The sequence below is a fragment of the Algoriphagus aquimarinus genome (genome assembly GCF_007997215.1).
Lineage (GTDB): Bacteria > Bacteroidota > Bacteroidia > Cytophagales > Cyclobacteriaceae > Algoriphagus > Algoriphagus aquimarinus_A.
On record NZ_VORW01000002.1, the window covers coordinates 596,181 to 609,265 of the forward strand.

A 13,085-nucleotide genomic window follows, 5' to 3' on the forward strand; every position below is an offset into this window, starting at 1 on the left:
TTAGTGCATTACAAAAGGAAAGTGTTACGCATGGATTGGCAATAGTTACATAATTCTCACTTTATATAGGCTTAAGGACTAAAGCCTAGGGGACGTGAACGGCGATACACTAGTTTAATTGCCATTCGTGAAAACACGAACGGCGGCTATAGAATGACCACGAAGTAGTCAAACCATAAATAACTTGCCCGCCGTGGCGGCGCCATGGCCCTGATAGCTATCGGGGTCATGGTAAATAGTGACTCGTCCTAAAAAAAGTTTACAGGTTAAAGATTAAGTACTGTTATAGATTTACAATTTTAATTAGTCCTGCAATGAGTTTACAAGAGTACGATTTTTAGTGTAATAGTTTTTCCACAACCTTTCAGTTTTTTGATTGGTCTGCTGGACTTGTTCTGGAGTTAAATTTCCAATAGTCTATGGGCTCACGCAAAACCTCTTCGTGCGTAACCGTTCAGGCAATGCACGCAATGGCTATTGCCTATATATAAAGCCAAAGTATTTTTATAGAGACTGTCGCTGAACTTAATGCACCACCTTGTAAACCTTAACAATGCCTGATAAGCAACTGAAGATCAATCATTCTTGATTTCATTTTCTTTCATTCAATTCTGTTTTAGATACTTAAATATTTTCAATACGATGTACGCTCTTTACTTTAAGTTCCTAGCGAGAAATTGAATACCACCCTGGAGCCATCTGGTGCAATAGCGAGTATTTGAATGATCCCATTTTGTGCTGAAAGCAAAGCCATATCAATCTCTTCTGAGTTATCAACTGGCTTACCATTAATGAAGACGATTATCGTATTCTTGGGAATTCCGATCTGTTCAAAAAAACCTCCTCTTCGAACATCCGTTACGATGACACCTGAATACAGATTTAATTGTTGTTTCTGATCTCTCGTTAGCGATGTAAACTCAGCTCCGAGTTTATTGTGTATAGTTTCAAGAGATTCATTTACGTTGCTTGCAGTCTTTACGGACTCATCTCCTTTTAAAGTAACGGAAGTAGTATAGGTAGTACCTTTACGTAAATAATTCAGTTTAATAATATCGTCAGGTTTATGCCTCGCGATCCTTTCCGAAAATTCCGCTGATGATGTCATTTGTACGCCATCAATACTTTGAATGATATCACCTTCCTGCAATCCCGATGCTTCTGCTGCGCTTTCTCTTAGCACACTCGTTATATAAACGCCTTTTACTTTTGCCGGATCAAGTCCCTGTTGCTTGAAAAATTGATCTTCTGCAATGGGAGCGGGAAATGATACACCTAGTATACCCCGTTTTACAATGCCATACTTTTTTAAATCATCCAGAATTTTTTTAGCAAGATTTACAGGAATTGCAAATCCATAGCCTGAGTAGCTGCCGGTCTGTGAAGCAATAGCACTGTTAATGCCGATTAATTCACCATTTAAATTCACCAGTGCCCCACCGCTATTTCCAGGATTAATGGCTGCGTCAGTTTGAATAAAGGATTCAACAGCCGTGTTCATGTTTGGAGAATTACCGTCACTATTATTACCTGGTCGGTTAATAATTCCGATGCTTCTTGCTTTTGCGCTCACAATTCCAGCCGTAACCGTTGTATTGAGTGAGAATGGGTAACCAACTGCCAATACCCATTCGCCTATTTCTACAATATCAGAATTTCCAAATTTTACTGCAGGAAGCCCCGTAGCATTTACTTTTAATAATGCCAGATCTGTATTTGGATCAAGGCCAACTAATGTAGCGGTGAATATTCTTTTATCGGGAAGTATAACTTCAATCTCATCAGCATTTTCTACAACATGATTATTTGTAGCGATATAACCATCTGCTTCAATAATTATCCCAGAACCTGAGCCCATTGCAAAACTGCTTTTGCCAGGTACCCCATTAAATTGCTGTCCAGAATTTTCGGATGTTTCTGATCCTTCGTAAATCGTTTTAATATGCACTACTGATGGTGTAATTGCCCTCGATGCCGTGACAAAATCTCCCATTACATTTTGTGATTTTTTGTAATGAATACTATCGTTCGACAAGGATTGAAGAATTGTATCCTTTGCAAATTCTTCAGTGCGACTGTTTTCAACTGAATAGCTAGCCAAACTTTGGTGGCTAATTAGCATCGTTGCAATGATCAATAAAGATTTGTATTTCATATGATTATAATTTGATTTTTATAGGTCATATGCCTGCCCGGCTGACGCCATTCGGACGGGGAATCTCGCAAAGCTGGTTATCATACCAGTGTGTGACTTTTGAGTCATGCTCGATTTCATATGATTATAATTTGCTTTTCTATTGTTACATGCTCGATTTCAATACAAATGAAACTGGGCATTTCCATAGCCTTCTTTTTATAGAAATTTTATTCGTCCTTCACGTCATAGCGATCAAGCATCATTACTTTATTCCAGGCTGATACGAAATCGTTCACGAAGCGATCTTGTCCATCATCAGCTCCGTAAACTTCAGCGATGTTGCGCAGTTGCGCATTGGAACCAAATATCAAATCGCAGCGGGTCGCTGTGTATTTTGTAGTTCCACTTTTCCGGTCATTGACGTTGAACAGCATTTCGTTTTCACCTTGAGGAACCCACTCGTAGTCCATACTGGTTAGAACACGGAAAAAGTTATTAGATAATTGTCCGGGGTGGTCAGTAAATACACCGTGTTTGGAGTAATCGTAATTTTGGTCCAATACACGAAGGCCACCTACTAAAACCGTCCATTCTGGTGCATTCAATGTCAATAGTTGGGCACGGTCAAGGAAGATTCGCTCTGACGGCACACGGTATCCTATTTTATCATTATGGTAGTTTTTGAATCCGTCAGAAACAGGCTTCAAGTAATCGAAACTTTCTACATCAGTTAGTTCTTGAGTAGTGTCCATTCGTCCTGGGGTAAAAGGCACCTTAACGTGATTACCAGCATCTTTGGCTGCCTTTTCAATAGCTGTACAACCACCCAGAACAACTAGGTCAGCCAGAGAAACTTCCTTGTTACCTGATTGATTAGCATTGAAATCACTTTGAATTGCTTTAAGCGTATCAAGAACCTTATTAAGCTCAGCAGGTCGATTCATTACCCAATTGTTCTGTGGTTCCAGCGCTATGCGTGCTCCATTGGCACCACCTCTTTTGTCAGAATGGCGGTACACAGCAGCTGCAGACCAAGCTGCAGAGACTAAAGCTGATACGCTTAAATCACTCTCGAGGATCTTATTTTTCAAAGCGGCTATGTCACTATCGTTTACCAATTCATGATTACAAACCGGAATCGGATCTTGCCACAGCAAATCCACTTTTGCTACTTCAGGGCCCAAATAGCGAACTCGAGGACCCATATCTCGGTGCGTTAATTTATACCAAGCTTTTGCAAAGGTTTCTGTGAAATAATCAAAGTCATTTAAAAATTTTGTACATACTTTACTATAGGCAGGATCTACCTTTAAAGCAATATCAGAAGTCATCATCATCAAATCCTCCATCTTTCCATTTAGATGTGCATTTGGGGTTTTTGGAGCCATTGGATCTATCGGAGTCCATTGGAGGGCTCCAGCAGGACTTTTAATTTTTTTCCACTCGAATTTGAACAGGTTGATTAGGTAGTTATTGTCCCACTGCGTAGGATCAGGCGTCCATGAACCCTCAATCCCATTGGTCATTGCGTACTGGGCAAATCCGGTGCCTTCCGGGTTCTGCCAGCCCATGCCCATGGCCTGAATAGGTGCTGCTTCTGGTGCGGGACCTATCTTATCGGCAGTTACCATACCGTGACTCTTTCCGAATGCATGTCCACCTGCAATTAAGGCTACCGTTTCTTCATCATTCATCGCCATGCGCTTAAATGATTCCCGAATGGCTCGCGCAGAATCCATAGGTTCCCCGTTACCACCAGGTCCTTCTGGGTTTACATAAATTAATGCCTGATGGGTAGCGGCAAGCGGATTTTCAAGGTCTCGATTCTCATCCGAAGGTTCTCCTTCCCAGCGGAGCGTTTGGGTCACCATTTTATCGGGATGACCGTCGAAGTATTCACCTACTTTTGATTCCTTAAACGGCTTGCCTTCCCAGAATTCCGGACCCCAGTAGGTACTGCGGTCTGGTTCCCAGGCATCACGTCGGCCACCACCAAAACCATAGGTAGGAAAATTCATGATTTCTAAAGCACAATTTCCAGTCAAAACCATAAGGTCTGCCCATGATAGTGCTGCGCCATACTTTTTCTTTATTGGCCAAAGAAGGCGACGGGATTTGTCAGTATTTCCATTGTCCCACCAGGAATTGATAGGAGCGAAGCGCTGCATCGCTTGTCCTGCACCGCCTCTTCCATCTGCGATACGATAGGTACCAGCTGCGTGCCAGGCCATACGAACCATTTGCGGACCGTAATTGCTGTAATCTGCTGGCCACCAATCCTTTGAATCAACAAGTAAAGCCTTGATATCCTGCTTAAGTTGATGGAAATCAATTTTATTAAAAGCTGTTTTATAATTCTCGTCACTCATGGGATTGGCTGCCGGCTGATCCTGATGCAGCAGCTCCACCTGTAAACGGTTGGGCCACCAATCGTCAACCTGGGGATGCGTTCCAATTGCTCCTCCTATTCGGGTACCCCGAAATGGACACTTGCCGAGATTTTCTGGATTATCAATGTCTGTCATAATAATTTATATAATTGTCAACGCATTCATAATGATTTTTCTGGTAACTCCTTCAAATTTTAGGGGTTCTCCGTAGTCACATCTTCAGCTGCAGTTACTTCATCAGATGCTTTTTCCATATCTCTGTCAAATGTGTACATAGCATTACTACTCATTTTTTCACCACCAGCTATTTTCATTTTATCTAATAAGTTCATCGCGAGGGTTTCTTCTTCCACTTGTTCCTTAACAAACCATTGCATAAAATTCCATGTAGCCCAGTCCTCCTCATCAAGACTTTTCTTTACTAGTTTGTGTACTGCTTTTGTATTATCCACTTCGTGCTCAAATACTTTTTCAAAGCAGTTGTTTAGACTTACCGGATTCTCTGCTGGAGCGGGAATAGCTGACACCACTACTTCAGCACCTCTTTTTAAAATATATTCCAATATTTTCATCATGTGGTTCCGTTCTTCTTGTGCATGTCTAAAAAGAAAATTGGCTATACCACCGAATCCCTGTTTGTCAGCCCATGCGCCATAGGATAAATATATCTGCGAAGCATGTGCTTCCTTGGTCATTTGTGTATTTAATGCTGTTTCAATACTTTTTGAAAGTCTGTTCGTTTTCATATGATCTTATAATTAAGATGATAATTAAAATACTTCTTTGACAATTGATTTTTTATCCTTTGAAATCAACTAATGCTTTTCGATAGCTTTCACCAATGGGGGAGGATCGAAGAGATAAAAGAGTTTGTCTATTCTATTACTGTTTGCTTATAAAAACTATATAGTATTTGTCCGGTGGAATATTATTCCACTTTTTATTTAGATAAAATATCTCTGGAATTATCGCTTAATAGTTTGTCAAATTCCCCTTCCAGGATAATATCATTCTTTGTTTTGTAGGCAAAAATGAGCGTGTTATTTCAAATTTTATTTTAGGATTCAAGGTCCCTTAAAATAGAGATGAAGAGAGTAACTACAGCTCCTTTTGCTAGTGATTACTCAACCGTCCCATTATGGTGTGTAGTGATGTAGTCAACTTATCAAGTGCACCCGAAACGGCCTCATCAAGGGTATCTGCCTGATCGGTAACTGCCATGGGTTGGCGACCCTCGACTCGGGCTTCAATCATACATCGCATGGCGTTTAGTCCATTATTATTACCGTCTTCATCGCTAAGATGAACCTCGATACGTGTAATCTGATCACTATACCTGCTTAGTTCTTCTTCTATTTGAGCGATATAGGAAGCCGTAAACTCCTCGGTTCCGTTGATGTTTTTGTCTGTGTTAAATTGAATAATCATGTTTTTTATTTTAATAATGATGACTATGAATTAGTAGCGGAATATGGCTGCTAGACCTGTTTGCGAGGGCATTTGGTCTTTGGGCACAACAACTACCGAACCGCCCATTTTATGGACCAATTCACCTAATTCATCCAGGTGATCGACTAATAATGGTTGCGTTAAATCAGCCATTTCATACGTACCTGTTACTTTATTTCTTAATCTGTCGGCAATGACCCGATGTGCTTCCAAAAGAATGGTTTCTACTCTGCCGGCTTCCGCGGCTTCGAGTACCTCATCCATACTATCGCTACCTAAGCCTTTTGACTTTACCTGATTGTATTTTTCTGCCAGTGTCTCCAGTTTTTTTAGATATACCGGTTGCATCACTTCCCACGATAGTTCCGTCAGCTTTTCTATTGAAACAGATTCGGGATTGATGTCAATTCCTTTCGGCAGCATGAATGGATTTTTATCTACCTGGCTATAAAGAGAATGATGTTCGGGCAAGGTGGCGAGAATCAAGGGTATCCCTTCAGGGTTTGAGTAACGCTCATAAACAGCATCGGATACCACACGAAAAAACCGTTCCGCATCATTATCTACTTCCTCTTTTTTACCGCCTTGTCCGTGATGCATGTTTGCGCTATGGCCACTTACACCACCATAAGAGGCTACGGTAGAATGTTTCTCCGTCAATTCCTTGCCCAGTGCTGCTTCCATTGCTTTTGGAAAATCATCGGGAAGATCGATTTCATGGAGTGAATACCTATTGCCTTCATAAAAATGGATGGCATCCTGGGTTAGGGCCAGTACATGATAACGATCTATTGACTGCAGAATATTCCGCAGCGGTTTGGTGTGGAAGCTATCGGCTACCATCACTAGGGCTTCAACAGGTAGCTGCATGCGAATCACTTCGAAATGTTTGGAAGAACCCAACACCGCAAGGCCATTGCTCGCATGATTCCAATATTCATGATCCATGGCAAGTGCTTCAAAAGGCTCCAATAACTTATCAATGTCGGCAGTAGGATATTTTTCAGTTACCGACTCCCTGACTTGTTTGACTAAATTTTTGTATCGAATCAAATCCTGCTTATTTTCAGGATGCGTCCGATGGGTGGGCATGTAAAGGGAGATGCACGGTGCTTCTGTAGCAGATAGCAGTTTATTAAGTACTTCTTGTGTGACTGATTGTATTGGCATTTTATTGATATTTATTGTGAGGTGATTATTAATATGAGACTCCATCATGCATTTGTTTGCTGTTAATGCACTTTAGGCTCCTTACAAAGTCTTATTTGTGTTTGGATTTACTGTTTGTATGGACATATTTTATAAGCTTAGATAGAATTTATTATGCTAAACAAATTCTAAAATTATTAAAGTCTAATAATTTAGATTCAGTCCTGACTATTACCTTTTTCCAATTCTGATTTAGAGCTACTGCTTGAAGCAAATCTTCATAATAAAGCTGCTTGTAGTTGAAATTATATCGATACCCTAGTTGAAAAATAAAGTATATAATTCACACATTTTCAGAATTGCATGTAACATCCAGTCAAACTATATCTATTTCTCTCATCTTATCCCAATATTTATACCCAATAAAAAAAATACGGATCATGATCGATGAAGGCATTATAATTAATTATTCTTTAAAAAATAAGAAGTAGTTGGGGTATAATATGCTGATTAATTGGGGTAATAGTTACCGATTAATTAATCATCTTATTATGCTCAATACATATAATCTAGCATAGCGATTTTTACTACATAGTATAAGGAATGTCCTGTTCAAGCCACTAATGCAACAGTTCTGTAAGTTACTAATTTGTCTTTAGGGGATAAGTAATTAAACTTTTTGATAGACCTGTTATTGATTTTGTTTTCTATTTCCGCAATTGTATCATCGGAGATTTCATTTAAGTCAGTTTTTTTAGGTAGGCTTAAGCTGGCAAGTGCATCATTGCTTATGATAGAGTTTCCCTCGCTATCACACAGTAGCCAACTGAGATTATAACATCCACTTTGTAATGTTCAGGTTTGCTAGTTTGCGTTTTTTCTTTGTTAGCGCCGTGTTGAGGGTTGTCGCAAATTTTGCAACAACCACTTCCTTCACCAATTCAAGCAAGAAGACCACTCATACTATAGCCAGATATTTAGCCGAAGATTTTTGCATATTTAGGAATAAAACTAGTCCACAATGAAAAAATTAGTGCTTTCGTTTTTCTTAATTACTTCAGTGATGCAACTTGGATTTGCTCAACGGGAACTGATCCATGCCAAGCCGGCTACTCTTGGATTTGATGAAGATTTCATCAACCATCAAGTGGATTCTATTATGGAAATGGGCATAGACAGTTTGGCTTTTCCAGGAGCACAAGTGTTGGTAGCAAAGAACGATACGGTTATTTTTCATAAAGCCTATGGTTATCATACTTACGACAACATCCAACCTGTAGCATTGAACGACTTATACGATTTAGCCTCGGTGACCAAAATTGCTGGGCCTTTACCCGCTATAATGAAGTTGGTGGATGAAGGGAAGCTTGATCTGGACAAACCTTTCAGCAACTATTGGAAACCTTGGAGAAACCGAAAGGACAAAAAAGACCTAACGCTTCGGGAGATTTTGACCCATCAGGCGGGTTTAGTCCCCTACATTGTGTTTTTGGATGAAGTCGTTCGGGAAAATGGCCAGATCAAAAGAAGATTTGTGCATCATTCGCCCGATAAAAAATTTCAAGGACAAGTATACGATGGGTTATATATAAACGATCGTTTCGAACGGAAAATGAACCGAATCATCAACCGATCCGAAGTATCCGATGAAAAGAAATACTTGTATTCGGGACTCACTTTTCTAATTTTTCCTTCTTTGATTGAGCAACTCACAGGCACCGACTATCAAACCTATTTGGAAGAGAATTTCTATCAGCCTATAGGTGCTCATACCTTGGGATATTTACCTACCGGAAAAAATTATGTAAACGACATAGTACCCACCGAAGTGGATTCCCTTTTTAGAAAAACCTTGGTAAAAGGATGGGTACATGACGAAAACGCAGGACTAAAAGGAGGTGTTTCGGGTAATGCAGGCTTGTTCGCTACCGCTGATGACTTGGCCAAATTGATGATCTTTTATCAAAATTATGGCAGAGTGGAAGGCTTACAGCTTATCTCAGCCGAAACCGTGAAAGAGTTTACTAAAGTACAATTTCCAGAAAACGAAAACCGCCGCGGGCTGGGTTTTGACAAACCACTCTTGAACAATGCCGAGCTTCCCTTGGCAGAAGCTTACCCTTCACCTTTGGCAAGTCCCGAAAGTTTTGGTCACTCTGGCTTTACCGGAACTTTTGTCTGGGCCGATCCCGTAAAAAAGCTCACGTATATATTTCTATCCAATCGGGTTTATCCGTCCAGAGTTCACCAGAAATTGTACAGTTTGGGTATTCGAGAAGCTTTGCAAGATGTTTTTTATCGGGCAGAGCAAGAGTAGAATTCTAATGTGGATACACTAGTCTAGTTTTTTTAACCACAAAGGAGCAAAGAACTCAAAGAATTCCGCAAAGGAGATTATTGGTGCATTTAGCTCCGTAGGAACCATAGGTTTGTTGCTTAAATAATATAAATGAGGACAGTATGACTACGAAGTAGTCAAACCATTAATAACTTGCCCGCCGTGGCGGGGCCATGGGTGGAACCCATGGTATATTGGTCAACAAATCTCTATGCCTCCCGCCCAAAGCCTTCTTTTGGAAACCTTATTCATTGCGGGAGGATGGAAAAGGATTTTATTTTCTTTCTTCTTGTTCTTTTGCCTTGATGCAAAAGAACCAAAAGATCAAGACACAGCAAAGCTCCCACCGCACATGCCGGACGCTGGCCCGCTTCCTCCTTCGGCGGACAGGGCCACGTCGTCCCACCGCGCCCACAAAACAAGCGATTGTGGTAAATGGAATAAGCGAATGTTTTTATGCTCCATAATTACATTTTCCCATGATACAGGTTCGAGATTGAATCCCGACAATCATCAAGAAAAGAACATCATTAATATTACGAATGACTACGAAGTAGTCAAACCATTAGTAGCCATGGGTTTTAACCCATGGTAAAGAGGTAACCACACAATTCACCTCCCGCGCAGGATTTCATATTGTAAGAGGAATATAGTTGCGGGAGGATGGAAACGAGGTTCATTTGGTCCATTTTCTTCTAAAGGTGCTTAGCCACCTTTTTATTGTTCTTTTGCCTTGATGCAAAAGAACCAAAAGATCAAGACACAGCAAAGCTCCCACCGCACATGCCGGACGCTGGCCCGCTTCCTCCTTCGGCGGACAGGGCCACGACAGCCCACCGCGCCCACAAAACAAGCGATTGTGGTAAATGGAATAAGCGAATGTTTTTATGCTCCATAATTACATTTTCCCATGATACAGGTTCGAGATTGAATCCCGACAATCATCAAGAAACGACCATCATTAATATCCCGAACGACTACGAAGTAGTCAAACCAGTCAGTCCCGTTCATATTTCCATCCAAGATGGGAATGAAGTAGCACTATTATTTGAAGTTGAAAACGTGGACACTTACATGCATCTTCTTGATACCGAAGGGCCAGGTGCGATGGCAAATGATGGCGTTATCAAAGAGACGGTGAAGATATTCGTAATGGACAAAGAGTTTCATCTATAGAATCCTCACTAGATCACTTCCTTTATGTAGCTGAATACTAGGCGTAATTTGTAATTACGCCTTTCTATTTTATGGATTTGTAATTCCGTTTTTTCTAATAAAATCATTTCACTTTCAGTACTAACTCTATCTACTTCTCGCAGTTTTTGATGGGTTTTTCATGCTTTAGCTAGAAATGCAGGAAAGATTGACTCGTACAAGCTAATAATACGAAGACACTGAGTAGGAGATGAAATTCAGGCAGTTTTGCATATTCTGAATCACCTTCAGACTCTTGTAGCGCAATCCCAAATTCCTCATGGTAGACATCTGATATTCTTTTGAAAAATAGGAGAGGGAAGATGTAAATCTTAAAGTCGAAAGCATCAATAGGTCCTTTCAGAATCCAAGCTGCTTTTGAAAGGTATTGCTCTAGCCGTCAGAAAGTTCACCTCGCTCTTTTTTAATTTATTAAATATCTGAGTCACTTCTAAATCAGACAGCTATTAGGTCTAAATTTTTTCTAATAATTCTTCTTTGTAAACCTAAAGGGCCGGTAAGCAGGTTCTTCCTCACGAAAGACACCCTTGCTCTTGGCTTAACGATAGCTATCGGATCCCATTGGCAGGCTCGTTTGGGATTTGCACCCTATAGATATATGGTATGCGTAGCGCACAAAAAAAAGGCAATCTTTTCAGACTGCCTTTCTAGATGGTTGCTTGGTATAACTTATTCTGGTTTGTTAACCGTATTCATTTGTAAAGTTACTGCAGTTTGCGCCAACATTCTTCCGTTTATTGTTGCTCCTGTTTGCATATTGATTCCTGTTTGCCCAAGAATGTTTCCTTCAAAATGTGATGTTGTCCCGAAAGTTACGGCACTAGCTACTTGCCAGAAAATATTTTTTGCTTGAGCACCACCTTCTAAAGTAACTCTTACTGCAGAACTCATGTCAAGAGTTCCGGCAACCTGAAATATCCAAATATCGGTTGAACTTCCGGCAATTGTAATATCTGTTGGGATGTTAACTGCACTTGTCCATTTATACAAGCCAGGAAGAAGAGTTTGGCCACCAATAGTTCCGGCTCCTAAATTCAAATAATCAGGATTAGATCTTCCTGCTGCGTCAGTGTATGCAGTTTGCATATCACCAATAGCTGAAGTTAACATAGTGGCACTTGTAGTTTTACATGCAGGACCTGCAGCATTTACTGAGAATACTGAACCTGTTACTTCTGTACAATCTACTACCATAGCAGCACCAGTGATTGGGCTAGTTCCTATATCACCGATAATTGAAGATTTATAAACACTTGTAATTCCTGATTTTGAAAGAATTACAAAGTCACCGGCAACGCCAAGATTTACACTTTCCAATCCATTGCTTTTTGAAATTCTAGCATTTGATTTTGAATCATTGGCAGCAGCTTCTGCATTAAACGTTGAAACTTGTAATGAATCGTCTACTTCTGCAGTCAACGTTGAAATTTGAGAAGAATCATCTATATCATTTGAACAACTTTCAAGACCAATTATACCGAATAATAGTATTGCAGCTATCGGGACTATTTTTTTTAGTTTCATTTTGATGGTTTTTAAACTGTGACTTAGTTGTTCCAGCTATTAAGATATTAATTGATATAACGTTTTCGTTGGTTGAATAGTATTTTGTTTTTATCGAATTATAAAATGGATGAGTATAAATACCGTCTACAGTTATTGTAAATGCATATAAATCAATTGATTGGCTGAAAAAGTAAACAGAGTCGGCAGATAACTAAATTACATTTCGGATTTTGTGGGCTTAAATCCGGAAATACTTCTGAACTCAATCTAACCCAGATGTACAAACTTCTGTACGGCTTCCTCTTTATTGCCTTCTTTCTGCTAGCTTCTCAGCTAAGTGCGCAGACGGTCTTCATCACTAAGACAGGAGCGAAGTATCATAAAGAATCCTGTCGATATGCCAAAACAGGCTGGGCTTCGGATCTGGCAGCAGCAAAGAAGAGAGGCCTAACTGCCTGCTTGGTTTGTAAACCATCCAGTACTGAAACTGGGGAAGCCAAACCTTTTCCTTTGTCTTCAGAACAGAGTAAAGTGGAGCCAAAGAAGCAAACTCAACCAGCGCAAGCATCCAGTCAGTGCAAAGCAACTACTAAAGCAGGGCCAAGGTGCTCAAGAAAAGCTGCTTCTGGAAGTAGTTATTGTTGGCAGCATGGGGATTGAGAGTAAAGATTTGTATAAGACTGCATAGTTAAATAATTAGCAGGGCCGAGCGCCTTCTCCTAAAGGAGAAGGATATAATGAGGTAGCAAAAATACCCTGTATAGGGTATGTTCTCCTATCATTTTATTCCCTTTCTTGTCCTTGTTCTTTATCACCTAAAGCTCTCATTCCTGAGACTGGAAGGATTCGGGAACTATGCCAACTTTTATAGTACTGACCCGGGCTTAAATCTGGAAACAAT

General features: G+C 40.2%; 10 protein-coding genes and 1 pseudogene. 4 read left to right on the top strand and 7 right to left on the bottom strand.

The annotated features are described in order from the left end of the window. Positions 1 to 658: 658 nt before the first annotated feature. The 5 genes from ESV85_RS07065 to ESV85_RS07085 all read right to left on the bottom strand — a co-directional run bounded on the left by ESV85_RS07065 (position 659) and on the right by ESV85_RS07085 (position 7,068). Positions 659 to 2,155 (bottom strand): trypsin-like peptidase domain-containing protein, encoded by a 1,497-nt coding sequence (locus tag ESV85_RS07065; protein ID WP_223275928.1) that lies wholly within the window; start codon positions 2,153 to 2,155, stop codon positions 659 to 661. Between the two features lie 209 nt (positions 2,156 to 2,364). Beyond that, positions 2,365 to 4,662 carry a catalase/peroxidase HPI gene (gene katG / locus ESV85_RS07070; RefSeq protein ID WP_146916066.1) on the bottom strand — a complete coding sequence of 766 codons (2,298 nt, stop codon included), beginning with the start codon at positions 4,660 to 4,662 and terminating at the stop codon, positions 2,365 to 2,367. A gap of 59 nt (positions 4,663 to 4,721) precedes the next feature. Further along, positions 4,722 to 5,273 (bottom strand): ferritin, encoded by a 552-nt coding sequence (locus tag ESV85_RS07075; RefSeq protein WP_146916068.1) that lies wholly within the window; start codon positions 5,271 to 5,273, stop codon positions 4,722 to 4,724. Between the two features lie 367 nt (positions 5,274 to 5,640). Further along, a complete protein-coding gene (locus tag ESV85_RS07080) occupies positions 5,641 to 5,955 on the bottom strand; it encodes an HPF/RaiA family ribosome-associated protein (RefSeq protein ID WP_146916070.1) in 315 nt (104 codons plus the stop codon). Positions 5,956 to 5,985: 30 nt separating this feature from the next. After that, on the bottom strand, positions 5,986 to 7,068 hold the full coding sequence (locus ESV85_RS07085; protein WP_223275929.1) for a hypothetical protein: 1,083 nt from the start codon (positions 7,066 to 7,068) through the stop codon (positions 5,986 to 5,988). A 1,078-nt stretch (positions 7,069 to 8,146) separates the two neighbouring features. Here ESV85_RS07085 and ESV85_RS07090 point away from each other — a divergent pair. From ESV85_RS07090 to ESV85_RS07100, 3 genes are all read left to right on the top strand, one after another. Continuing rightward, complete coding sequence (locus tag ESV85_RS07090; RefSeq protein ID WP_146916074.1) at positions 8,147 to 9,442, top strand: serine hydrolase domain-containing protein; 1,296 nt, start codon at positions 8,147 to 8,149, stop codon at positions 9,440 to 9,442. Positions 9,443 to 9,698: 256 nt separating this feature from the next. Then, positions 9,699 to 10,058 carry a hypothetical protein gene (locus ESV85_RS07095; RefSeq protein ID WP_146916076.1) on the top strand — a complete coding sequence of 120 codons (360 nt, stop codon included), beginning with the start codon at positions 9,699 to 9,701 and terminating at the stop codon, positions 10,056 to 10,058. Positions 10,059 to 10,342: 284 nt separating this feature from the next. Beyond that, the gene (locus ESV85_RS07100; protein ID WP_146916078.1) at positions 10,343 to 10,639 is read left to right on the top strand and encodes a hypothetical protein; all 297 of its coding nucleotides are present in this window, start codon (positions 10,343 to 10,345) and stop codon (positions 10,637 to 10,639) included. Between the two features lie 169 nt (positions 10,640 to 10,808). Here the strand turns inward: ESV85_RS07100 and ESV85_RS22485 are convergent. Both ESV85_RS22485 and ESV85_RS07110 read right to left on the bottom strand, forming a co-directional pair. Continuing rightward, positions 10,809 to 11,042 (bottom strand): annotated as a pseudogene (locus ESV85_RS22485) (type I restriction-modification system subunit M N-terminal domain-containing protein); the annotation flags it as partial. 305 nt (positions 11,043 to 11,347) lie between these two features. Beyond that, complete coding sequence (locus tag ESV85_RS07110; RefSeq protein WP_146916080.1) at positions 11,348 to 12,202, bottom strand: ice-binding protein; 855 nt, start codon at positions 12,200 to 12,202, stop codon at positions 11,348 to 11,350. Positions 12,203 to 12,460: 258 nt separating this feature from the next. Between ESV85_RS07110 and ESV85_RS22250 the strand changes: the two genes are divergently transcribed. Continuing rightward, positions 12,461 to 12,844: a hypothetical protein gene (locus ESV85_RS22250; protein WP_191321962.1), complete on the top strand. Its 384-nt coding sequence runs from the start codon at positions 12,461 to 12,463 to the stop codon at positions 12,842 to 12,844. The last annotated feature ends 241 nt before the right edge of the window (positions 12,845 to 13,085 follow it).